The organism is Sphingobacterium sp. 18053, assembly GCF_902706145.1.
Classification (GTDB): Bacteria; Bacteroidota; Bacteroidia; order Sphingobacteriales; family Sphingobacteriaceae; genus Sphingobacterium; species Sphingobacterium paramultivorum.
Genome location: NZ_CACSJW010000010.1, coordinates 315680 through 340416 on the forward strand (window position 1 = coordinate 315680; position 24737 = coordinate 340416).

At 39.7% G+C, this 24737-nt stretch carries 15 protein-coding genes; 5 read left to right on the forward strand and 10 right to left on the reverse strand.

Annotation, left to right across the window (positions count from 1 at the left end):
* Window positions 1–21 precede the first annotated feature (21 nt).
* The gene (locus GVK91_RS23325; RefSeq protein ID WP_200845686.1) at window positions 22–1296 is read left to right on the forward strand and encodes a DUF5000 domain-containing lipoprotein; all 1275 of its coding nucleotides are present in this window, start codon (window positions 22–24) and stop codon (window positions 1294–1296) included.
* Window positions 1297–1302: 6 nt separating this feature from the next.
* A complete protein-coding gene (locus tag GVK91_RS23330; protein ID WP_159731498.1) occupies window positions 1303–2028 on the forward strand; it encodes a DUF4998 domain-containing protein in 726 nt (241 codons plus the stop codon).
* Between the two features lie 382 nt (window positions 2029–2410).
* Here GVK91_RS23330 and GVK91_RS23335 read toward each other — a convergent pair whose 3' ends face one another.
* The 10 genes from GVK91_RS23335 to GVK91_RS23380 all read right to left on the reverse strand — a co-directional run bounded on the left by GVK91_RS23335 (window position 2411) and on the right by GVK91_RS23380 (window position 18687).
* Window positions 2411–4888 carry a phosphocholine-specific phospholipase C gene (locus tag GVK91_RS23335; RefSeq protein WP_159731500.1) on the reverse strand — a complete coding sequence of 826 codons (2478 nt, stop codon included), beginning with the start codon at window positions 4886–4888 and terminating at the stop codon, window positions 2411–2413.
* Window positions 4889–5030: 142 nt separating this feature from the next.
* Window positions 5031–6554, reverse strand: a complete 1524-nt coding sequence (locus tag GVK91_RS23340; RefSeq protein ID WP_227550089.1) for a SusD/RagB family nutrient-binding outer membrane lipoprotein — start codon at window positions 6552–6554, stop codon at window positions 5031–5033.
* Window positions 6555–6576: 22 nt separating this feature from the next.
* Window positions 6577–9924: a SusC/RagA family TonB-linked outer membrane protein gene (locus tag GVK91_RS23345; protein WP_159731502.1), complete on the reverse strand. Its 3348-nt coding sequence runs from the start codon at window positions 9922–9924 to the stop codon at window positions 6577–6579.
* Window positions 9925–9927: 3 nt separating this feature from the next.
* Window positions 9928–10884 carry a FecR family protein gene (locus tag GVK91_RS23350; protein ID WP_159731504.1) on the reverse strand — a complete coding sequence of 319 codons (957 nt, stop codon included), beginning with the start codon at window positions 10882–10884 and terminating at the stop codon, window positions 9928–9930.
* Between the two features lie 56 nt (window positions 10885–10940).
* Window positions 10941–11495: an RNA polymerase sigma factor gene (locus GVK91_RS23355; RefSeq protein ID WP_153844800.1), complete on the reverse strand. Its 555-nt coding sequence runs from the start codon at window positions 11493–11495 to the stop codon at window positions 10941–10943.
* A 304-nt stretch (window positions 11496–11799) separates the two neighbouring features.
* Window positions 11800–13383, reverse strand: coding sequence for a DUF3843 family protein (locus GVK91_RS23360; protein WP_159731506.1), 1584 nt, complete (start codon window positions 13381–13383; stop codon window positions 11800–11802).
* Between the two features lie 270 nt (window positions 13384–13653).
* The gene (locus GVK91_RS23365; RefSeq protein ID WP_227550088.1) at window positions 13654–14454 is read right to left on the reverse strand and encodes a tyrosine-protein phosphatase; all 801 of its coding nucleotides are present in this window, start codon (window positions 14452–14454) and stop codon (window positions 13654–13656) included.
* A 175-nt stretch (window positions 14455–14629) separates the two neighbouring features.
* A complete protein-coding gene (locus GVK91_RS23370) occupies window positions 14630–16600 on the reverse strand; it encodes a DUF4836 family protein (protein ID WP_153844798.1) in 1971 nt (656 codons plus the stop codon).
* 91 nt (window positions 16601–16691) lie between these two features.
* Window positions 16692–17396 (reverse strand): hypothetical protein, encoded by a 705-nt coding sequence (locus GVK91_RS23375; RefSeq protein ID WP_153844797.1) that lies wholly within the window; start codon window positions 17394–17396, stop codon window positions 16692–16694.
* A 160-nt stretch (window positions 17397–17556) separates the two neighbouring features.
* The gene (locus GVK91_RS23380) at window positions 17557–18687 is read right to left on the reverse strand and encodes a clostripain-related cysteine peptidase (RefSeq protein WP_159731508.1); all 1131 of its coding nucleotides are present in this window, start codon (window positions 18685–18687) and stop codon (window positions 17557–17559) included.
* 156 nt (window positions 18688–18843) lie between these two features.
* Between GVK91_RS23380 and GVK91_RS23385 the strand changes: the two genes are divergently transcribed.
* The 3 genes from GVK91_RS23385 (at window position 18844) to GVK91_RS23395 (ending at window position 24727) form a co-directional block, all read left to right on the forward strand.
* Window positions 18844–20448 carry a fimbrillin family protein gene (locus tag GVK91_RS23385; protein WP_153844795.1) on the forward strand — a complete coding sequence of 535 codons (1605 nt, stop codon included), beginning with the start codon at window positions 18844–18846 and terminating at the stop codon, window positions 20446–20448.
* 37 nt (window positions 20449–20485) lie between these two features.
* Window positions 20486–21922 carry a fimbrillin family protein gene (locus tag GVK91_RS23390; RefSeq protein WP_153844794.1) on the forward strand — a complete coding sequence of 479 codons (1437 nt, stop codon included), beginning with the start codon at window positions 20486–20488 and terminating at the stop codon, window positions 21920–21922.
* A gap of 87 nt (window positions 21923–22009) precedes the next feature.
* On the forward strand, window positions 22010–24727 hold the full coding sequence (locus GVK91_RS23395) for a TonB-dependent receptor (RefSeq protein ID WP_153844793.1): 2718 nt from the start codon (window positions 22010–22012) through the stop codon (window positions 24725–24727).
* Window positions 24728–24737: the final 10 nt, after the last annotated feature.

Sequence of the window (24737 nt, forward strand, 5' to 3'; positions counted from 1 at the left end):
ATAAATAAAACCGCTCCAATCATGCTAGCAATCCTTTTGATGGCTCCATTACTATGGACAAGTTGCAAGGAAGACATAGGCATTACCGCAGCAAGACAAGGAGAAAAACCGAATACCTTAAAGAACCTTGCCTATGAAGAAGCTCCTGGCGGAGCAAAGATCAGCTACGATTTACCTACTTCAGCAGACTTACGCTATGTCAAGGCAACGTATACATTGGAAAATGGAAAAGAAATGGTCACCAAGGCCAGCATATACGATAACCAACTTGCTGTACAAGGATATGCTGCGATAGGTGAACATGAAGTTAAACTTGTTGCTGTCTCAGTTGGTGACGTGGAATCCGATCCTGTTACTATTAAAATCAAGACAGGAAAGCCCAATTATATCATCTTAGCCGAATCGTTTAAATCTAACGATTTTTTCTATAGTACATTTGGTGGTGTAAACCTCAAATTTGAAAATAAAGATGCCGCAAATATCATTTTAAGTGTATTCAAATATGGGGAAAATCCGACAACAAAAGAGATCGGCTGGAATGTCCTGAACGAGACCTATACAAAGTCCAAAGAAGGCGTTATTCGCGTTCGTGGAGAACAACCGATCGCAACAACCTACGGTATTGTAATACGCGATCAATGGGGTAACGTATCAGACACCATTCGTCGCAATTTAACACCACAAGAAGAATATGAAATCAACAATTTACTGATCTATAATGGTATCACGGCCTATAGCGATATGAATAGAAATGGTGATTACATCAGCAATTACAATGCACAAAGCGGAAGTGCCGAAATGCAGGTATCACTATTTGATGGGATTGAAGGATCACCATATTATATCACAAACAAGCAGTGGTGGGGTAAGGCTGCTCCGATCCCATTCCAATTCACGTTGGATGCGCGTAAAAAGGCACAGGTAAGTCGGGTCAAACTTTGGGGTCGAAACGACAATTATGGGCTATTGTTTCAAGCTACACACCCAAAAGAATTCGAACTTTATGGCAGTAATTCACCTGCACAAGATGGCTCCTGGGATTCTTGGACATTACTCGGAACATTTGAAGGCGTCCGTCCATCCGGCCTAGCTTTTGGCACTAACGCAAATAGTGAGGATCAAGATTATGCACGTAAGGGAGAAGATTTTGAAGTAAACTGGGACAACCCGAGCGGATTCAAATATTTCCGCATAAAAGTAAACTGCACATGGAACGGCGTTAGAGAACAACCGCTAGGTAATGCCCTCACAGTTGCGATATCGGAATTGAAATTATATGGAAAATACGTAGACTGATAAATTATGAAAAAGATATTGAATTATATGCTGATCGTATTGGGTACTGTCCTTTTAACCTACAGTTGCAAGCCATCAGACTACTATTATGGGGAATACCTAAAAAATGGGGAAATTTACTATCCGGGCCGGGTAGATTCGCTATCTATTATCCCCGGTAACCAAAGAGGGATACTACGTTTTAAGGTAACGACAGACCCCAAAGTGAATAGCGTTAGAGTCTATCTAAGGAGCAGTCTCTCACCTACGGCAGAAGTAAAAAATTATCCGATAGAAGCCAGTGAACATGGGAAAATCAAACTCATCACCTTAGATGCACTTTCGGAGGCAACATATACGGCAAACGTTTATTCATTTACCAGTCAAGGTGATAGTTCTCGATCAGTAGCCTCGAGCCAGTTTATTTACGGTCAGAGTTATATACGTACCCTTGTAAATCGCTCATTTTCAAAATTTGACAAAGCGAACGCCAATGAGCATTTCCTGGTACTAGCCCGAGAGAACAATTTGCCCAGACAGGGCACATTTTATCCAATGCAATTTACAGAGGTCACCTATCGTAACAATTCCGGAGATTCCACAACTGTGCGTATTACACCCTATGAGGATTTTGCAAGTTTAAAAAATATTTTTAGTCCAAGCACGGTCAAGTATAGGACTGTTTACAAACCTGTACAAGCTTCTATCGACTATTTTTATACCGCTTTTACAGAACAGGAATATAGCAAATAACAAGAATACCAACAAAATTGTAACTATTGCGACGATACTTGGTAAGGTAAATAATTGGGAATTCCTTACATGCATTTTTTGATCCCGTAGATTACAACAGAAAAGGTTAGACAGAAACGCTTCTCAAGCAGTTAGTTCCCTGTCTAACCTTTTTTAACTATCTTTTTTTAGATACATTTGTACCATAATTGGGGAACTAAAAGACGGATAGTATAAGTGCACTTTGGCTGAAACAAATCGCAGAAGAATGGAGTGAAAAATAAAAACCGAATAACAACCTCCCTACAAAACAGATCCCAGTCAAATAAAAACTGGGATCTCTCACTCTAATAAGTAATATATTAATCATATACCCTTTGGTCAATTATGTAGGAACAGATTATTATCCCAACTGAGGGTCAGTTTTCGAATGATTACCCGTTTCCACACGCCCCGCAAACTGGCGTACAAATTTGGTTCCCTCCACGTGCAGCGTCACATCATACCAACCATGAGTTTTATGAGATTCCACAATCCACTTCGTAGATTTCCCTGCCGCAAGTACAATAGATTTTTTCCAGGTGCTGTAAGCATTATCTTCTACATGTACTTGAAATGATTTTTTCCCTTTGTTATGGACCTCCAGTACAAGATTACCTGTCAAAAGACCTTTCTTCCCTATTTCATAGGTCGCTCCAACAGATAAGGGTTCCTCCTGTCCTTTAAATCCGCGCATAAAACCATTAGGTCCGTACACAGTCAAATCGTAGTAGTGATCTTTAAAGTCCGCCAAGTTCCAGTCAAAGCTTAGCTCCTGACCAGCGACAACTGCAAATGGCCAAAATTTCACTCCGTCTTTATAACTCGGTCCACTATAGACATTAAATGGGCTGTTTAGCGATTTACTACCAAAGACCTTATTACCGGCCTCTAGTGTCAGATGAATCTGATTGTGTTCCTTAGCAAATGAGTCTTTGACATAAAGCTCGTAAGCCAACGCGCTGGAGTTTTTCTGACCTTTCTCCTGTCTTGCCAGTAAAGTGGAATGACCTTTAGACCGCAATCCTGCGGCATCCTCTTTCGACCAAACATGAAAATTATTAGGTAGCGGTTTCGATTTCGCCTGATCAATCGCATAAATCTGCTGATTCCGATCAAGGAAAGGCAAATCAACAGCATTCGCTCCCTCAGCTTTCCGAAATATCGATGTCAAATCACCTGTAATGGCCCGGCGCCAAGAGCTGATATTCTCCTCTTTCACATGCTTGCCCAACTTTTTCTCAAAGAAATGCTCCATAAACTGAATCGTCGATGTGATATCGCAAATCTCCGAATTGACCCAACCGCCTTTTGACCAAGGTGACGCCACAATCAAAGGCACGCGGTAACCGAGCCCTACTGGACCTTCCGTCGCATTATCTTTTTCTTCGCCGTCGGCAAGCTCCTGTGCTAAACTCACATATTCACCACTATAATCTAATTCTGGTGAAGTCTTTCCTGAATGGCTATCTGCTGGGTTAGGCGCTACAAAAGGAGGAATATGATCAAAATAACCATCATTCTCATCATAGTTCAGAATAAAAATGGTTTTCTTCCAGACTTCTGGATTCTCTGTCAGAATATTCAAAAGCTCCGATACATACCAAGCACCGTACATAGGGGCGCTCGGATGATCTGAGAAGCTTTGTGGTGCTACAAGCCAAGACACTGCAGGTAACTTCCCAGATTTCACATCATGTCTAAATTGGTGTAAAACATCTCCCTTAGGAACAGTAATCTTTTCACCCTCATGTGTCACCACGCTTGTCTCACGATAGAAAGAATCACCCTCGTTCGTTTGAAAAGCGCGTTCATGCAAGGCACGCTGTTCTTTAGGAAGCTGCTGAAAAGCATGATCTGTAAGACGTGCCAAATGTTTTTGGTAGCTATTCAGCTGCTCCTGCTTCTGCTTGAGTTTATTCTGTGTTTTCTGGACACTCTCAGAGCTATTATTCGCTAATGCTTTTTCAAGTTCCTGAATCTCCGCTGGTAATTCTGCCACACGTTTACGCATAAAATCAAGATGGCTTTTCTTGAATTCAATATGATATTGTGCAAACCATTCCAAATTATTGTCTGTAAAATTTCCCAACAGATCCTCACCGTCTAAGCCGCTTTCTATGCTGACTTCATTTTGGTAGACTTTCCAGGAGATCCCTGCTTCTTCCAAGCGTTCCGGAAAAGTTTTCCAATGTGCCCAACGGTTAAAATAGATATCTGAATTCCGCACCAATGGTTTAGCCCCCTTATGTGGCACACAGGTTCCCGTCCAAAAGAAATGCCTATTGGTTGTTGTACCTGTAATAGATGAACAGAAATGCTGGTCACAGATTGTAAAGGCATCAGCCAATGCATAATAAAAAGGAATATCTTCACGTGTATAATAACCCATCGTCAAAGGAATCTCTTTCAGGACCTTTCCCCCCGGACGCTTCGCTTCGATCCAGTTATCGTGTTTTCCCTGATTACGGGCTGCCATCTGGTTTTCCCAGGAATGTGGTAAATTTCCGGTCCAGGCAGCATTTGAATTTTTGATATCCAGTCGAAACGGCGAATAGGTCTTACCTGCAGCCGACGACTGCAACCATACGGGGTTACCATTAGGTAATTTAATCGCCCGTGGATCATTGAATCCCCGAACCCCACGAAGTGTTCCAAAACTATGATCAAAAGAACGATTCTCTTGCATTAATAATACAATATGTTCGGCATCTAAAAAGGTACTTCCTGTTATAGGTTCAATCGCCAATGCGCGCTGTATGGCATCTGGCATAGCACTCTGTAAGCCAAAAACACCGGCTAACAATGAAGCCTTCTTGATAAAATCTCTTCTGCTATCCATAAATAAATTTGTTATCTCTCTACTAAATTCAATGGTCTAAAGCGAATATATCCATTCGCTGTCGTTTTTAATGTAACGTTTTTAACAAAAATCCCCGCAAACGATTGATCTCATTTGCGGGGATTGTTTTTTTTCGAAGGACTTATTTCAAAAGCCACATCAATTGGTTGATCTCATCATTGCCTTTATATTGGCGCTGCATTGCCTCGTCCAAATTTGCAGAATTATAATTGTACTCTAATGATGGGTAACGCCACCGCATCGGTATTTTATCCGGTGCGACTGAATTCAAACTTGATGTTGGATTGATTTTCCATTTAGGATAGCCCGTTCTTCTATAATCATAATATGGAGTCATACGTCCCTGCAAGTAACTGGCTAAATATTTTTGTGTCATAATAGCCTCCAGTTGTGCTTCGAGTACGACCGGAAATTGATTTCCATAAGTTGCTACTGCTGTATTAATGTAGTTAGCATCCAATGGCATATTATGAGTATATTGAGCCGTATTCGGCGTATTATCCGCTATAAATTTCATTGCGGCTTCAATTCCTTTCTTATACCAATTAACGGACGATTCGGCAACCCAGCCCCGTGCGGCAGCTTCAGCTATCACAAAACATAGATGTGCATAACTGTATTGTTGTGTTGGTTCACCACTAACTAGTTCCGTATAACGGTCATTCAATTTAGAATAATCATTTTTCTTCTTTAACTCAGCAATTTCACTAAAGGAAAGAGAAGGATCTGTCCCTATGTAAGCGCTAAAATCATTAGATTGTTTGCCGTTTGTGATCTGTAATGCGGAAGGATTCGCATAATAAAATAATCTTCTATCTTGATATTGTTTCAATCGGTCAATAACCTCTGTCGAAACAATAGGATAAATAACAAAGCTATTACTAATCTTATAAAAAGGATAAGTTTGGCTGGCTTTGTCCTCATGAACGACTTGAAAATTATCTGCATTACTACCAAAGATCGGTTTACTGGTCAAGATTGATTTAAAACGATCTTTTATCTTCAGATCGGCATCACTTTCTTTTTTGCTTAATTGAATAAGAACATTTAATGCAAAGCTGTTTACCAATTTGCGCCATTTCGTGACGTCTCCAGCGAACAATGGATCACCATCAAATTTTTCACCTTCCGAAAAGAGTTTATCTGCAAGCTCCAATTCATTCAAAATACCCAGAAAAACATCTTTTTGAGTATCATATTTAGGAAAATAAACTTTATCCGTTTCCCCTTTTAATGCATCTTTATAGGGAATATCCCCAACACTCATTGTCCCCTCGTAAAACTTCATGGCACGCGCAAAATACATCAGACCATTATACGAGTTCTTGAGTTTTTCGCTTGTTGCAAACTCTCCCATAAAATGAGCATCGTTGATCGAGGTCATCGAGATATCCCATTCGCCGAGGCTATTGTATTGATATCCCTCTGTTAATTCTGTCCAAGCAATCTCTTTGGTAAGCATATAAGGCTGCATAAAACCTTTTGTTGAGGATTGGCGTGCCAAATTTAATATTATACGAGTAGCCAACATGGAAGGTTTAACAACCGATGGTGTCTCAGGATTGGTATTGATCTCATCAAATTTGGAACAACTTGTCGACATCACCAAAGTACCTAGGGTGATATACGTCAATAATCTTTTCATGTTCATATTTGTCATGTAATTTTTAAAAAGTTAGGTTAATATTGAAACCAATGTAACGCATCGATGGTGAACTTAAATCTTCAGAACCAACATCTGGATCTGAGAAACGAAACTCTTTGGTCCACAACAATAAATTTTGCCCCGTCACACCGACACTGGCGCGTTTCGCTTTAAACTTCGAAGCGATCTTATCGGGCATTCGGTAACTAAGCGACAATTCACGAAGTTTAATGAATGTTTCGTCCCAATAATTCCATCGGCCTGAATAGGCTCGTTTGTAATACCCCTCATATGAAACCACTTTATCATTTGGAGCAAATACACGCGTATCCTCTGTAATCTGACCGTATTTATCATAGGTCACACTACCGGAAACAATTTTAACACCCGGAGCGATAAAGGTTTTATTGCCATTAACCACTTCCTCATAACGGTATGGTGTATCTGAATCAGGATGAGAACCTGTCTGCCACAATCGACCATTCATTGTTGAATAAGACATGCCTTTAATTCGACCATCTAGGCTAAAACCAAATGAGAAGTCTCTATAACGAAACTGATTTGAAAAACCCCAAAACCATTTTGGCGCAGTATATCCTATTAATTGATTGGCATACTGAGCTGAAATTGGCATCCCAGAACTATTTAGTATCATCTGTCCATCCGGAGAACGCTCCCAGTCCTTATATTCGATATAATCGGCCCGCAATCCTTCCTTAACATATAATGCATCTTTTGAATATTGAGGATCTAACTTGTGGAAATAACGCATGTTCTGGGAAAGGTTCATCGTAATATCCCATTGGAAATTTTCACGCTTAATCGGTGTACCTCCCAATGTGATTTCATGCCCTTTAGTCATCTCCTCCTCCTTTGTATTGATCAAACGCTCCTCAAATCCTGTAGTTTTTGAAATCTTAGCTTTGACAATCTGATTGTGTAATAAACGATAGTAGCGGGTATAATTACCATACAACCGATTGTTCAATACCGCAAAATCAAACCCGAACTCCGTCAAATCGCGTTGCGTAGGTGAAATCGAATAGTCTTTGATAATATTCGGATAGGAGGCTGTTGGCAAGCCATTCCAAACATTGCTTGTTACCGTAAAAGTTGAATTTATCTCATATGGATTCAGTACAGATTTTGTAATAGCCCAAGACCCCCGCACCTTGAACATGTCCAACCAGAGAGGCTTTGATGGAAGCAGGTCCGTAACCACAACACTTCCTGAAACTGAAGGATAAAAATAAGAGCGATGATCCTTCGTTAACGTTGATACCCAATCATTACGTCCAGTAGCTTCCAAAAAGATCGCATTTCGCCAAGACAAAGATAGACGTCCATAAAGGCCATTCCGCATTTCTTTAACACGCGACTCAACCGCCTTCGCCGGATCGATTGAATTCCGCAATGAATAAAATCCTGGAATCGACAAACCGTTAACTGTATTCGCGATCAAATTATTATCCTTACTATAGAAAATAGACCCCCCTAATAATCCATCAACTCCCCAGTCGCCAAAATTTTTCTTTGCAGTAAAGATCGCATCATTCGTCGTCGCAAAGCCATCATAATCGGCTTTCATATACTTCCCTTTACTATCAAATCCACCAAAATCTTCAAATCCGCCCCGTGTTCCATATATTCCGATCGGATTTTGCTGAGTCCTTGACTTGCCATAATAATCATAACCAGATCGCACCATGAATTTCGCCCAATCGTTAACCTTATAATTCAAGGTAACAGCAGCATTCACCTTATTGACTAATTCGGGAGTAGTTTTTTCGTGCGCGATCAAGTATGGATTGTCATACCATCCTTTATACATCCAATTTTGAGACTGGTCTTTCACCAGCCAATAGTCTTTGTAATCTTTCAAATTATATTCAGGGCCGGTCCACACTAAGATATTATAGATGTATCCTTGATCATTATAGCCAGAACCAAAATTATTAGAGGAAGAACTTCGGTTATACCCAAGCCTAGTTTCCAAGTCAAATTTCTCGCTGATCTTGGTTGTTCCTGTCACCGAAATATTTGTCAGGTTCAACTTTTGATTGGGGTACTGTCCTTTATTATAAATATGATTAATGGATGTTCTTATGCTTCCATGGTCCCCTTGATTAGTAAAGCTGACTGTATTGTTGGTGATGAAGCCTGGTTCCAAAAAGTTTTTAAAATTGTCCTTACCCCTTGACGTAAGCTCACTTACTTCATACTGTTTGCTAATTGGATTCCATTGTTCGGCAGTTCGGCCAATATCCAACTTATCCCCCCAGACATAATCATCATTGTTAAATTTTCCGGACTCGCCCGAAGAATAGCTATGCTGTACCTCAGGCAACGCAAGATAGCCTGAAAAGAACATATTATTGGTATTCACCGTAATCTCTGTTCCTTTCTCTGCTAGACCTTTTTTGGTCGTGATCATGATTGCTCCTCCTTGTCCCTTACTTCCATAAAGGGCGGTAGCGGTAGCTCCTTTCAAGACCGTCATATCCTGGATATTGTCGACAGGGACATCCCTTAGGTCCATATTTTCGTAGGCCACGCCATCAATGACCAAAATAGGTGTCAGTCCACGTACTTCGATTTGTGGTGTTTTGTTAAATTCTGTACTATTCATAACACGTACACCAGAAATACGTCCAGTCAAAGTCGTTCCGACATCTACTCCTTTCACACGAGTCAAATCTTCTCCCTTCACACTTTGAGTTGAATACCCCAAAGCCCTTTGCTCTCTTTTTATTCCCAACGCAGTAACAACAACCTCTTCCAATGCTTCGGAAGATTTGACTAGTTTAATAGTCCCTGCTTGTGTCGACAAAATTTCAACACTTTCATACCCTATATAGGAAATCTGGAGGATCGCATCGTCAGCAGTATCTGGCAGTTTGAAGATACCGCTTCCGTCGGTAGTTACGGCAATTGCAGTCCCTTTAACCCGTACGGTCACACCAGCGATAGGCTGCCCCGTTTCTTGGTCGACAACCTTTCCTCGGATCTCTTTGGCGGCGTTAGAAACTGGCTTGTCGTTTTTCACCCTAGTATCGTTGCCAGTTTTTCTCGATATCACATAAAGTTTCTCATCAATTTTTTTGACCTCAAGATTTCCGTCTGAAATTGTCTGGATAAATTGAACAATTTGCTCCTTTTTCAATTTATCAAGGTCAGCGGCTTCATTGATCTTTTGGTTCGAGATCGAAGCGTCATAACCAAATTTGACGTTGAATTTCTGTTCCATTCGCGTGAGGATTTTCCCGATTCCTTCACTGGTAGAAAATTGTGAGGCCATGGTCTGAAGTGCGAGCGACTGAAAGAGCAGCGCACTTCCCATAAGTTTTAAATAGTAATTGGTTCTTTTCATAAATTACTTTTTATGGATAATTATTTGATTAAATGCAGTATTAAGCATCTTGAGAGATTTTTCCAAATCGCTAGCCGGTAGATAACCGGTGTAACTTTCAGTCCGGAAAGAATCAATTAATTCGAGATGACTATCAGGATAAAGATTATTTAGATCGGCTACGATCTGCGTAAGTGGAACTTGATTAAATGACAAAAGATCACTTTTCCAGTTCGATGCAGTGCTCGTATCCGCTTTGGATACATCAAATTGCTTGTGTTGCTTATCATAGGCGACTTTCTCACCGGGACTAACAACAGAATATTGTCCGGCACGTGAGACCCGTACTTTACCATGATTCAACACCAGGCTGCTACGTCCTTCAGAACAATTTAAATTAAATGCTGTACCCAATACACGTACATCAAAGTCGCCAGAACTGGCAATTACAAAAGGTTGCCCCGGGTTTCTCGCTACCTCAAAAAATGCTTCCCCAGAAAGCTTTATCCGACGTAAGCTGTCTGTATCGAAATCTGACAACAATTCAATCTCTGCCCCTTGTCGAAGAGAAACATGTGTACCATCTGGTAATACAAGGCGCTTAACAAATTTTGTCGGATTGGAATAATAAACAACTTCAGAAGCTGTAGTCCCATGTTGTTCCTTAACTTTAAATTGGAATAGGCAGGCGAGACTGATCAACAGTAAACAGGCGGCTGCGGAAATGACAGACCAACGCCTTTTCCAAATAGGTATTACGGACGGAGTCAATGAAGTCCCAGTAATTGTAAAGAAAATATCTTCAGAAGTTGTTTTGTTCAGTTCACAATCGCGATCGTCCAACGCAACGACTTCCTCCACACCTGGAAGTTCATCCCTGTCACAAGATGTCAGTAAATCAAGAAATATGGTGTTTTCCTCGGGACTAAGTTCTCCCTTAAGGAATTTTTTATATAAAGCAGCTATTTTGGAATTCATCATCTATGCCCATCTTTAAATACATATACGTACCTAGATGACCGAAAGACGATGCGGCTCTAAAAAATATTTAAAAAAATCAATAGGGCTATTGAAATCTCAAAATGATCAATAATATATTGCCGAACGAACTTATTGCCTTTAACCAATTGATCTCGAACGGTATTAACGGAAATCCCAAGCCTATCTGCAATTTCCTGATTATCCAAAAACTCTTCTTTACTCAAAAGAAAAATTTCGAGTCGCGCTTTTGGGAGTTTTGAAATGGCCTCACGATAAACTCGCTCCAAATCTTTAAACCGAATAGCTTCCTCATTCGAATTGTCTACCAATTTGGTCTGATCGATATCTGAAGCTTGAAATTGGAATCTGACCTTTTGTTTCCGCAATTCGTCAAACACAAGGTTTCGGGCAATCGTATAGAGGTAAGACTGCGGATTTTTATTTCCATCTAATTCCGCCCATTTTTTCCAAATTCGGGAGAATGTTTCCTGGACCAAATCTGCGGCAGCTGGCTCTTCTTTCAGATGTAAATAAGCATATTTATACACTTTGTCCTTATACAACAAAAAGAAAGTTTTAAAATCCAGGGCATTATTATTTTCAATAGGCATTCTTCATCACATATAATTGATCCTACAAGTTTAGTGAGAATTTTTTAAAATATGCCCATGAAATGCGTAGGATGTGTGGCATGTAAGCTCAAGCAATATAAGTGGTAACAATTTAATTATAATGAATTTATATTAAATTAACACTAGTGTCATGGGATATTCGATCAACAAAATAATAGCCAGAAGACCGCGCAATCTTATACAGCAAAGAATAGCCTGACTTAAATACATAAAAAAGTTCCATTGCAGGTAGGCAATGGAACTTTTTTATGTATTCCTATATTTCTTTAGTCGACTACACAAGTTATTTTAACAACGGAAATGGTCCCAAGAAATAAGTTCCTCGCTTATAGAAACGGAGAAAGAAATCAAGTACCGCATCGTCCACTGGAAAGAAGAACTGTTTATCCACCTCCGCCTTAAATAGATTAACATAGTACTTCGGCAACTCGCTTGGGAAAAAATCTTCAACCAAAAGATTCAAAAAATACCGTGCATAAGGTACCTCACTTTGATCATCTTTCTCTACAAAGTTGTTATTCTTTAATGGAAAGAATTCCGCTATACCACCAAAAACTTCTAAACCCGTTTTTGGATTAAAGAACACCGTAACTTGGGCATCTTCCGTAAGATCCAAATTTGATTCTGGAAGTGGAGATTCTTCTTTGCTCGGATATTTTTGTTGATATTTCTTAAAGAAATCTGTTGCAAATTCCTTCACTTCCTTTCCTTCCATAAACGCAACAGCCGCCTTATGCTCTGACTGGAACAATTTACCCATATCTTTCAGCTGCTTTTCCGTTTTCTTCAAGCTCTTATCCTTACCATTCAAGGCCTCAATGCGATAAGTCATCTCATACTGCTCCGGTAAATCAAAATTTACCTCATCGGTATTCACAACGGTCATGATTCCAGAGAGATTCCAAGCATCTTTCCATGGCACAATTTCCATATAGAAAGATAAGGTTTCCGTAGGTTCAACAAATTGCTGTATAGAGTCCTTAAAGATTTTAAACGCAGACTTTGTACCGATATGTTTTACATGCACATAAAGCTCGTCCGTTTTTACATATTCAAAAAAGCTATTAATGCGATTACCTAAAGTTTTGACAATACCATATAGCGCATGTTCTTTGCCAACCACCTCAGCTACAAATTCAGATGCCTTCAATGCAAACAGATGCAGTCTATAATTATTGAAATGGTTATCTCGAACGCGATAGATCATCTGCTGTAACTGATTCTGATCGTGTTGATATCGCCCTATCTCCGCAACTTGCATCAAATGATTGAGATTGGTGTTATATTCACCCGCTGTCAGGTAATTTGTGGCGACAAGCTTTTCAATAAAATTACGGACTTCAAAATAGTTCGCCCCTTCGTCCAAAACATATTCTAGTTTTAACTTTTCATTTTCAGGAGCAACTTCATAATGTTCTTCCAAGATCGAATAGGCCAAATCTGTAACCAATTGGATCAAACGACCACGGGGATCAATAAATAAATGTGGATTACGTTCACTGAAAAACAACCAGGTCAATACAGCAATATCTTCACTATTAATATCCTCAGCATAATAATCCATTAGGTCATTATCATTATAAAAAGGCAAAAGTTGATTGTATAGTTCTGTATGGATCGTTCTAAAAGCAGCAAAAATTCCTGTTTTCGCAATAACGTCTTCTAAGTAACACGTTAGATAGATACTCAATGTCTTTAAAGCATCGGTATGGATGAGATCATTTGTCTCTTGCTCCTCAAACCATAGTGTAGATAAACTATCATTGATTTCATTTGCAACGCGCAAGTAATAACTATCTATTTCGTTTGTTTTTTGATAAGTATGGTGTGCTATCCAGTCTTGAATAAAAATTCTGTTTCCTCTCATATGAAAAATGCTAAAACCAAAAGTAGCCAAATTTTCGAAATATCCATATGGGCAAAACACAAACGCGGACGAAAATAATCTACATGAGTTAAAGCAACTACAAACAGCAAATAACAGCCAAGAATCCCTCGTAAAATTTAAAATACGTCCTTACAGCAAAGCAGGCTAACTGGACTAAAAGCAGGCGGTATCTGCTAGGACAGATAAAATTATCACAAAAAAAGAGATACCTAAAAAGGTATCTCTTTCTCCAATTAATATATTTTGATGCTAGCCAGTAGCGATCACATTCTTATTACTTCCCAAATGGTCCTGCAATGACGGATTCAATATGGGACATGTTTTGAGTAAATCACGTACAGGATATTTAGCCACCACATCTTCTAAAGCAGCCAAATGGCGTTCATGATGTGCGTCTGACCCCACAAAATCATACATCCCAGATTTAATCATCGTCAAAGCTGCCGATTTCACCTCAACACCATAATACCGACTGATAGACAACAAGTTCAGCTGCAACATGCAACCGGCGTCCTTAATCTGTTTATACATATTAAAGTTATAATGGTAATAATTATAACGTTCTGGATGCGCTAAAATAGGTTGATAACCGAGATTTTGTATATCCAATATCGTTTGAAATAGCGCTTTGGATTCTTGTAAATAGGACATCTCAATAAGCACATAACCACCGGGCATAACACAGAGTTCATTTGACCCGATTAGATTCACGATTCCGTCATCAATCATATGTTCAGCTGCTGCATGAATTTCCGGCATATTAGGCAGCCCAACCATACCAGCTAGTAATTTGTCCTTAGCAGCTTCAATCGTACGAATCGAATTTGGATGTACACCATCCATAATATGCGGTGTACATATAAATTTCTCGAAGCCCATTCGGCCAAGCCCTTTCAACAATACTAATGATTGTTCAATTGATTGACTTCCATCATCTATTCCAGGAAGGATATGGTTATGCATATCCACCTCCAAGAAGGCCAATTTACCGACAACCTTTACTTTTGATTCCTGAGTTTTGTTTCCAAACAGTTTTGAAAATATCCCCATACCGTGATGTATAAAATCGTTTTTTAGTCTATTTACTTAATTTATTAAACGTCAAAAGTACCATAAACAAGCCAAACGATCTTAATATTATTTTAACATTATAAAAATATAACCATAATATTACAAAAGACACCCAAACAATAGTGCAATAAAATTGTTCAGCACCCTCCTTTAGTTACTTTTTATTTAATTCCGCCAAAATTTGATCGAGTAAATAACCGATCGCACCATCACTGGTCTGCGGCAATCTTGTCGACATTTCAACTTCGGCACGGTTACCCACTACGCCCTTTGAAGTAATTGCGGTACTGCCATATTGATTGAGTTGTGCCAGCGTTGCTTCCCATTGTTTACCAGGTGCAACCCCCATTTCCTTTAACATAGCAGGTAGCTTTTGTAGGTCTATAGCTGCTGACATCTTGTTTTGCTTCATCAGTTTTACAAAGTCTTTATTTCCGGGAGCATTCATCTTATTCTGACGGATATCATTTAGAGACAATGAATCATTACTGACCATTACAAGGTCTTCTTTCAAGAGAACATACATTGGAAAATCCTTGGCTTGCTGTTTTGAAAACGCATAAATACCGTCATAAACCTGCCCAACTTGCTTTGAAACAGCCATGTCCAAGCCTTTTTTTATCAGACGTTGATCCTTTGACGTGAACATCCAAATAAATACTGGAAGCGTCTCTTCCTTCGTCTTTTTCACTTCGGTTGCATTGTAATCATCGTCATAGGTGTAATCGATATAGTCTTTTTTGAACTTCCGAAGACCGTTAACGACAACCAAATGGTCTCCTGGCATCACCTGGGCAATGGCCTTTTCATCTAGCGCTATTTCGAGAGCCATCAGTCCCCATTCTACAACATCTTGTTGAGGCCCCAACAAACCGCTATAATATTTTGCCATATAGGCAGGCATTTCTCTCAGATAAGCCTCCGAATTAATATTCACATTAAAAAAACCTAAGGTTTTATCCGTTAAATATTTACTGAACTTTGAATTAGGTTTTCGCGCATACATTCTTTTGGTCATCTCAGCAAGGTCTTTATCTAAACCCACAGATCCCTTTAATTTCAGCACACTCCCCTCTTGCACTAAATCCAATAGACCGTCTTGATATCCCGTCTTGAACTTATCCAGTTTGATTCCCATATAATAATAAGGAAGAGAGGTGGTATAAGGTAAAAGACCACGGTACAGATCCTCTACACGAGGAACATACAATCGAATAAGCCCGAGATTCTTTAAAACCTTATCCTGATCTGCAATTGACAAAGGCTTATAACGCCCTGAAAGCAAACGAGTAACCTCATTCAACAACCATTTATCGCGTAAGCCGTTACGAATAGAATCGTTTTTCCGATTTTGATCTTCATAGGCCGTATAAAGTGAATCATAATAACTAGGATCATGTATTTCTGCCGCTTCATCCATCGCAATATCAGCAACAGGTGGCAGTACTTCCGTAGCACCTACTATCGTATCAGGCTCCACAGCTATAGCAACCGGTGGGGATACCGGTACAGCTAGATTTTCATCCGCATCCCAGACTACGGCAACCGAATCCACAGCGGCTACAGTTGTATCTGCCCAAGCATCTTCGTCGTCGGCTGGACGTGCAACGTAATCCACCTTTTTGATTCCATAACGACTAGCGATCGAATCATTATCCAAAAAGGTGGTATTTGTCGTCGCCGAAATAAATCGAGCAACCCGATCGTTATACAACAACATACTGCCGGCTTTGAGACCTATGCTCGTATAACCATTGGCAAATGCTTTGGGTTCTCCAGCCTCATGAAGCAGTTTCTCAAATTGCCCTCTGTTGTTCAAGGAAAATATAAATTCCGTAAAACTGATACTATCGGTCTTTCTGGTATAAAAATAGGCCGTTTGAGATAGGTCTACTCCCAAATTTTTAATATCATTGCTCGCTGAGATTCCAGATTTCTCAAAAAAACCTGCTTTCTGAAGCAACTCGTTCAGCTTATTTGCATTAGCCTTCTGTACAATATCTTTTACGTTAAAGGCCGCAATCATTTCTGCATCTTCAGGGATCTGTTTGATCAAGTCCTGCGCCTTTACAATTGTCCCAAAAGACAAACAGGCTAATCCTACCAGTATAATTTTTGATTTCATCTTATAAATAATTTTTCAGCTACACCCAACCTACTCTATAGAAGCGCTTTCAGCAACTAAATATGGTCCTGGTTTCACCAATGTTATTAGGTTATTTTGTTAATGTGATTTTATTTGCCAAACTCGATTTACCATATACCAAATCCATAAAAGGTAGCTTTAGCAAGACCCCTTTCTTATTTCCGGCAACCTTTGCCAGGCCGTTTGCCTGAGATGCTATCGGTTTTTCAAAACGAATAATCTGCGTATAGAATGCATCTGCAAACTGGGTCGTATTATCGCTTCCCAACTGATTGAATTTTGTCTTCCAGTCAGCAGAAGCCACAAATTTGCGTTCAAACACATTGCTTTGTGCGTTATAATAATAGCGGTTTGAATTCGATATCTTCGTTTTAAATCGATTTGCCAATATATCTGAAAAGGCATTCAACGATTCTATCTGACTAAAGTCACATGAAATATTAACGATATAATTGGTAAAATCTGTGCTGTATTGTACATTTGAAATACCTTTAGTCTGCTTGAGTAGCTGAACCGCAGATCGAATCTCTTTCTCCATATCGGCCTGAGAAGGGATCTGGATTCCCTTGATACTTTTCATCTTCATTAAAGAAGCTACCTTGGTCTTACTTTTACTTAAATTCAATGTCGCTGCAATATGCCCAGAACCATTCGTTTTTAAGTCGATCTGCTCAACAAAATCAAAGCAGCTCGATAATGTCAACGCCATTACAACGGCACAGATCATCGTATAAAATCTTTTCAATTTTCCTTTCACTTTAAGTACTTCTTCCATTACAACGTTGTAACGATTAATAATTTGTCAAATCAATATATGTTTTGACATGAACAGCAAACATTGTGCTATTTTTTTCCTATTGACAAATTTATTAAAAACGAGAATGCAGTTTACTACCTGATTTCAGGGAAAAATGAAGAAAACCAATGCGATGCTATTACTCCTTCACAAAGGAATTAAAACCGCTATCCTTAGCCCATTGGAGCGAATTATAATAGGGATGTATCCACTTATTTAAATCATTAGGGACATAACAGGACAGTCCAGAAAATCGCAAAATGGGTTTACCTAAAAAAGTTGCTGTATTCGCCTTATAAATAACCAATTTCGAAACTGTAGCCTCGATAGCGGTAGTCTCAATCGGCAACATATTCTGATGTACAAAATCAAGAAAATCAAAGCCAGCCGATAAGGATTTTTCATCAAAATCCAATCGCTGTAAGTTATCGCGATAGATCACCGTGAGCGGGGATCTGGTCAGTGCGACGTGAACGTTATTTGCAAGATCTGGCCAATATGCATTATTGACCACAGAAATAGTAGCAGATCGATAGAGTCCTGTCAACTGATTATAAAAATTAAAATATGTTGTCGCAGTAGATATCAGCCCCCGTTCAAGATCAGGGTCGACCAAGTGTTTCAAGACCAAATGATAAGGCATACTGGTTGAAAGCACTTCTGCTGGAGAAGCTATCGTATACTTTGCTTTATCCCGAAGTTCATATAATACTTCGACACTTGCCATGGAACAGGCGTCAAATAGGAGAAAATCAAGCCCAGAAGGAATGATCGCCTGCAAATCTCGCAACTCCGTTTTATTTCCCCGATCTTCATTAAACGACATTAACTTGACCCCAACATTCGACAGCCAATTTGTTGCATGTGACCACAGAACCAGACCTGATGGGCGATTACCAACATATCCTTTCATCGTCTGCAGGATTTGCTTCATCACTACTGGATTCGCCGAATCTTGATCCCCATAAGATTTGATGACCGTACTCTTTATTTCCGGGCTCTGGTCAGCAACAATTTTATAAATTTTAGGTGTAGTACCTGCCAAAGTCGCATACACATACACATCTGCATCTAATCCAACCATTCCCTCTTCCATTGCATTGATGCTATTGTAAGCATCCGAAACTAAATTATTATTGGCCCCAATATAAACCAACACAACACGACCATCTCTTTCATTTATAGCATTTTCTTTGTCATTGCAACTAGTTAACAGCACTACAAATAGCAAATAAAACACTCCAAATAATCTGAACAGCCTAGAATTCATCAAAATACAATTAAAATCGCCACAAATATATCTAAAAATCAAATATATACATCAAACAAACATTTAATTACACAAAAGAACACGAAAGGTTCACATTAATTTAACTTAACTTAAGTATTTTTGTCATTACTTTATTAACACACACTAACTATCAATATGATTAACAAGATCATAACTATTCCAAGACAGAATATCTTGCGAATAGCTTACTTTATGATTGCATTGCTTACATTAGATTCCTGCCAGAAAACAGAATCTAAAATGGAGCAAGCTGCAGTACAATTTTCCCCGACTATCGTCGGTCAAATTAACACGAAAGCAACTGGAACCTCCTGGGATCAGAATGACCAGATCGGAGTATTTATGTCCAAATCAGGCCAGCCTCTGGAAGCAACTTCCATTGTTGATGAGGTCAAAAATCAGTTATTTACTTTCAATGGCTCAATATTCCAAAGTGCCCGCCCAATCTTCCTATCTGCTGAAAAAGTAGATTTTATCGCCTATCATCCTTATAAATCCCTTACAGATTTTCAATATCCAATTGATTTAAGTGATCAGTCTAATCCGACAGCTTTAGATCTGATGTACGCAAACAATGCCAAAAACATCGACAAGAGTAACAATACGGTTCCCCTTATTTTTGTACGTCAATTGAGTAAAGTCAGCATTAATCTATCCATTACCAATACTGCCGCATTGGAAGCAAACCAGATTACGGTAAAAATGCCGTCCATAAGCACGCAAGGAGGATTTGACTTAACAACAGGGAAATTGACAGTCAATTCGACGGAGAAAAAAGATGTTCAAGGAAAAGTATCGGTAAATGCCAATAAAACGGCTCGCATAGAATTTATACTACTCCCCGGTGAAGACATTACAGGAAAAGCTATTAAGTTTATGGCCGCTAATGGTGATACCTACACCTGGACAATCCCGCAAAATCAGAATTTAAAAAATTTAATAGCTGGAAATCAATATAGCTTCGATATCAAAATCGACAATGGCAAGCCAAGTGGTGGAATCGGTGATTCACAAGCTTATTTGGAAATCCCAAAAATGAGTAACCTAGGCAATGACGAGGTATTTATTCAACATTTTATGCCCGATGCAAGCGACAGTAGGAATTACGCGATGCTCTATGACAAAAAGCTAAAAATGGCTTATTGGGTAGCCTATCCATTATACAGCAGTATTCTTGGATCAGGCAATCGTACAGATGCATGGGGATATGATCCGCAAGTATCTACTGCGTTTCAACCCAATCTATTTAAAGGTTTCCAGCCAACAGGCTATGACAGAGGCCACCAGTTGCCAAGTGCAGACCGCAACTTAAATACAACCCAAAATAAAACAACGTTTTATTTTACCAACATGACAGCTCAGGTATCACGTCTTAACCAAGGAATTTGGGCAAACCTGGAAACCAAAGTCAGAACATGGACGGCACAGTGCGATACAATGTATATTGTAACTGGTGCAATGCCTAAGACAAGCACAGATAGCCGCCTAGATTTTGCACAGGACAATGACGGAAAAGATATCGCCAAGCCAAAATACTATTTCAAAGCATTAGCCATGAAGAAAGGGTCCGAATATTATACCCTTGCTTATAAGATAAATAATGAAACCCCTCCTTCAGGAGTAACCTTCGAAAATTATAGATTAACCGTGAGCGACCTTGAAAAAGCAACCGGCTTCACATTTTTTCCTGATCTAAATGATACACAAAAAGGAAATATAAATACCTCTATTTGGAAATAATTAATAAACGATTTAGTCATATCAATTCAGTTTAATTATGAAAGTAAACCAACTTTTATTCCTAGCGACTGCGGCAGCTGCCGTAACCAGCTCTTGCCAAAAGGCACCTATTTCAGAACAAGAACTCACCAAGGCGGTGACTTTTTCGTCAACAATCTCTAACCAAGTGACCACAAAAGCTGCTGGCGCAAATTGGGAAAGCAACGATGCAATCGGTGTTTTCATGAAAACCGGTAGCGGCTTAAGCAATGCATTGGCAAGCAACAAGCAGTATGTAACGACAAAAGGAGATGGTAATTTTAGCGCAAGCAGCATTACTGAAGAAATTAATTATCCAGCTGATGGCTCCAATGTAGATTTTATTGCCTACTACCCTTACCAAACAACAATCACAAACAACATTTATCCAGTTAATGTAGCTGATCAAACCCAACAAAATAAAATTGATCTCTTATACGCTAATAATGTAACTGGAGCCAACAAGAATAAACCAAATGCGCAACTCCAATTTGGCCACAAACTCAGCAAAGTCGAATTGACTGTTGCTGCTGGGACTGGTGTAAGTTCCCTATCAGGTCTTACGGTAACTTACAATGGATTTAATACTACAGCAAACTTCGACCTAGCAACAGGTACATTAGCTGCTGGCGCTAACCCAGCTTCGATCAAGGCAAAAACTACAGCGGGAACAACTACAACAGCGGCAGAGGCTATCTTATTACCTGTAGCTAGCGTTGCCGGTGCAAAAGTTGAATTCAAAATTGGTAATGAAACCTATACGTGGACTTTACCATCATCAACAACTTACGAAGCCGGTAAAAAATACAGCTACAATATCACCTTGCAAGAGCAGGCTGGCAACAATGCAGCTATTGTGGCGTCTGGAAATATCACAGACTGGACCGATGTACCGTCGGGTTCATACGTGATCGGTAAAGATGAAGATAATGGTGGTACAACTGATCCTGTTGAACAGACTTTATATGAAGAAGGATTTGGAACAGAGAAGATTGCCGCTAACACAGATTTCGATAAATTCACAGGCTGGACAAACACAGCTGTGAAATACACATTAGATGCAGGTAAATTATCAATCCGCTATACTGGCTTTAGTGATAATAACATTTGGGTACCCGCTAATGCTGACGCAAAATTTACGGTATCCGACATTAATACTGCAGGTGCCACTAAATTGAAGTTTAAATTTGCTTTCGGAGTAAATAGCACTGCCGCGTCATCTGCATTTGACTCAAAAGATATTGTTGTCACATTTAATGGCAAAACCTATTCTCCTGCCTCCGTGGTATTTTCTGATGCAAATGGTTACAAAACCAACACAAAATATCCTTTGGAAATCGATTTATCAGCGGAAACTACTATTCCTGCAAACTCTACAATTTCAATGGCTGTTGCCGGGACAGCAAATACGATCGGTATAAGATTCGATGATTTAACACTTGTCGGCCAAAAATAAAATACAATAAAAACATCCTCAAATGCAACACATCTAAAATGTGTTGCATTTGTCATCTAAATACGTTTCACTATTTAACCTCAAGCTATGTATAAAAAATACATACTTTTTGCCCTCTTATCTGCTGCCAGTACACCTATATTTGCCCAAAGGGCCAATGTACAGGGTATTGTCCGCAACCAGGTGAGCAAAGAACCTTTCTCCAATGTACGTCTCGTCTTCGAGAAAAATCAAAAGTCGGTCGTCACCGATTCCAAAGGGAACTTCAGTCTACCGAAGTTAAACTCGGGTGAAGAAACGATCCTGATCACAGGTGGTAATATCCAGGAGATCAAAATTACCGTTCAGATCCCGGCCTCCGGCCTGCTCAAAATGGACGATATCTACGTCCTTCCAAGTACCGACAACGACAACATGGTACAACTAAGCATGGCTGCCGATGATCTATTGGATGATGACAACGAATCTTTCGACCAAAACATTGCAGCCAAGATTATCCTTTCTAACGACGTATACGTCAACAAAATTGGTTATCAGCTCTCTCAATTCCGTTTTCGCCTCCGCGGATACAACAACCGCTACGAACAAAAATACATCAACGGCGTACACTTCAACGACCAATTGCGCGGAGTCTTCAACTATGCTTCCATCGGTGCCATCAATGATTTGACTCGAAATGGAGACCAAGACAATGCTATGGACGCCTCGACCTTTACATTCGGCTCCATCGGCGGTTCCGAAAATATCAATATGCGCGCCAGCGCCTTCGCCAAAGGAGCAAAAGCAACAGCCACATACACCAACCGCAATTATTATAGCCGGGGTATGCTGAGCTATTCAACGGGACTAATGGACAATGGCTGGGCATTTACAGGCTTAATCGGTGGCCGCTATGCGGATAAAGGAAATATTGAAGGTACATTTTACAAAAACTTCTCCTACGCACTTTCCATCGAAAAACAATTCCAGCAAGGCAAACATAGTTTATCACTGGTCACCTTTGGTTCTCCAGTAGAGCGTGGCCAACAATCAGGTTCTTTCCAGGAAGCCTATGATCTCCTCGACAACAACCTATACAACCCCAATTGGGGCTATCAAGACGGAAAAATCAGGAATTCGCGTATCGTCACTGCTTATGACCCTACCGCAATCCTTTCACATATCTGGAAAATCGATCCAAATACAAAACTAACGACAGGTATATCGCTGCACTATGGCAAGTATGCCAGTACAGCATTAAACTGGTACAATGGTCCGGATCCTAGACCAGACTATTACCGCAATTTGCCGAGTTATTTTACGGATTCCATTACAAATCAATACTACAGCAACCTTTGGCAATCGGCCAAGGTATCACAAGTGGATTGGGACAATTTATACCTCGTCAACAAGCTAGAAAATAAAATCAACGATGGTGCAGCCATCTACATGTTGGAGAAACGCCATAGCGACCTATTGGAAAGCAGTTTCAATACAACACTCAACAAAACGATCAATGAGCATGCTAAATTGACGCTCGGTATCGGCGCCAAAGGATCACAATCCCAGCAATATAAAACTGTAGCGGATCTACTGGGCGCTGAATATGTGCTGGATATTGACAAATTCTCTGAACGTGACTTTGGGCAAAATACAGGTCAGAGCCAAAACGACTTGTTAAATCCCAACTTTAAGGCACGAAAAGATGATATTTTTGGATATCGTTACAACATCAATATCAAGTCTGCGAATGCTTGGCTACAAAACGAATACACGTATTCGAACATCGACTTTTTCTACGCAACACAGCTTTCATACACCAGTTTTCAACGCGTAGGCTACATGAAAAATGGACGCTTCCCGACCAATTCCTATGGTAAAGGGCAAGAACACCACTTTTTTGACTATGCTTTCAAGGGTGGAATGACCTACAAATTCAATGGCCGTCATTTATTAAACGCCAAAATCAGCTATCAGACCAAAGCACCATTGGCCAATGATGCTTACATTTCACCCAGGGTAAGTGACTTTACTTTTGAAGACCTCAAAAGTGCCAAGATATTCTCTACAGATATCAGTTATGTCTTCTCCTTGCCGAAACTAAATGGTCGTTTATCGGTCTTTCAGACCAACTTTACAGATCTCATCAGCAGACAAAGTTACTATAACGATGCCGCCCGTACCTTTATCAACCATGGTCTAAAAGATATGAACCAGGTCAATAGAGGGATAGAGCTCGGATTGACCTATAAAGTTGACAACAATTGGAGTGTCGATCTCGCAGCAACAAAGGCTGAATACTATTATAGCAACAACCCAATGGGAGCACAAAATTCCGAAAATGGATTGATCAATAATGAACGCGAGATGGTATACCTCAATAACTACTATGTTGGTGGAATGCCACAGACCGCAGGAACTTTAGGAGTCCGTTATTTCGTAAACTACTGGTTTTTTGGCGCTAATTTAAATTACGCTGGCGATATGTATCTATCGAAAGCTCCTCTTCGTCAGTTGGCATCTAACTACAGCACCATCAATCCTTACGATCCAGAGCTCGATAATGCTTATCATATCCTTACTGATCAAGAAAAGTTCAAAAATAGCACAACAGTCGATCTATCAATCGGTAAAATCCTTTACCTGAAAAATCGCAATTCAATGAACTTCAATTTAGCGGTCAATAACGTCTTAAATAACAAAAACATCAGAACTGGAGGTTTCGAAAATGCACGTTTGGATATTACTGCAGCAAATAAGTTTGCATCCAAATATTATTACATGCAGGGAATCAACTGTTTTATGAATGTATCCTATAGATTTTAATCTCGACAAT

Excerpts from the sequence above, each read along its gene's own strand:
- GVK91_RS23325 (WP_200845686.1), top strand. The coding sequence starts at position 22 with ATGCTAGCAATCCTTTTGATGGCTCCATTACTATGGACAAGTTGCAAG.
- GVK91_RS23330 (WP_159731498.1), top strand. The coding sequence starts at position 1,303 with ATGAAAAAGATATTGAATTATATGCTGATCGTATTGGGTACTGTCCTT.
- GVK91_RS23335 (WP_159731500.1), bottom strand. The coding sequence starts at position 4,888 with ATGGATAGCAGAAGAGATTTTATCAAGAAGGCTTCATTGTTAGCCGGT.
- GVK91_RS23340 (WP_227550089.1), bottom strand. The coding sequence starts at position 6,554 with ATGAAAAGATTATTGACGTATATCACCCTAGGTACTTTGGTGATGTCG.
- GVK91_RS23345 (WP_159731502.1), bottom strand. The coding sequence starts at position 9,924 with ATGAAAAGAACCAATTACTATTTAAAACTTATGGGAAGTGCGCTGCTC.
- GVK91_RS23350 (WP_159731504.1), bottom strand. The coding sequence starts at position 10,884 with ATGATGAATTCCAAAATAGCTGCTTTATATAAAAAATTCCTTAAGGGA.
- GVK91_RS23355 (WP_153844800.1), bottom strand. The coding sequence starts at position 11,495 with ATGCCTATTGAAAATAATAATGCCCTGGATTTTAAAACTTTCTTTTTG.
- GVK91_RS23360 (WP_159731506.1), bottom strand. The coding sequence starts at position 13,383 with ATGAGAGGAAACAGAATTTTTATTCAAGACTGGATAGCACACCATACT.
- GVK91_RS23365 (WP_227550088.1), bottom strand. The coding sequence starts at position 14,454 with ATGGGGATATTTTCAAAACTGTTTGGAAACAAAACTCAGGAATCAAAA.
- GVK91_RS23370 (WP_153844798.1), bottom strand. The coding sequence starts at position 16,600 with ATGAAATCAAAAATTATACTGGTAGGATTAGCCTGTTTGTCTTTTGGG.
- GVK91_RS23375 (WP_153844797.1), bottom strand. The coding sequence starts at position 17,396 with ATGGAAGAAGTACTTAAAGTGAAAGGAAAATTGAAAAGATTTTATACG.
- GVK91_RS23380 (WP_159731508.1), bottom strand. The coding sequence starts at position 18,687 with ATGAATTCTAGGCTGTTCAGATTATTTGGAGTGTTTTATTTGCTATTT.
- GVK91_RS23385 (WP_153844795.1), top strand. The coding sequence starts at position 18,844 with ATGATTAACAAGATCATAACTATTCCAAGACAGAATATCTTGCGAATA.
- GVK91_RS23390 (WP_153844794.1), top strand. The coding sequence starts at position 20,486 with ATGAAAGTAAACCAACTTTTATTCCTAGCGACTGCGGCAGCTGCCGTA.
- GVK91_RS23395 (WP_153844793.1), top strand. The coding sequence starts at position 22,010 with ATGTATAAAAAATACATACTTTTTGCCCTCTTATCTGCTGCCAGTACA.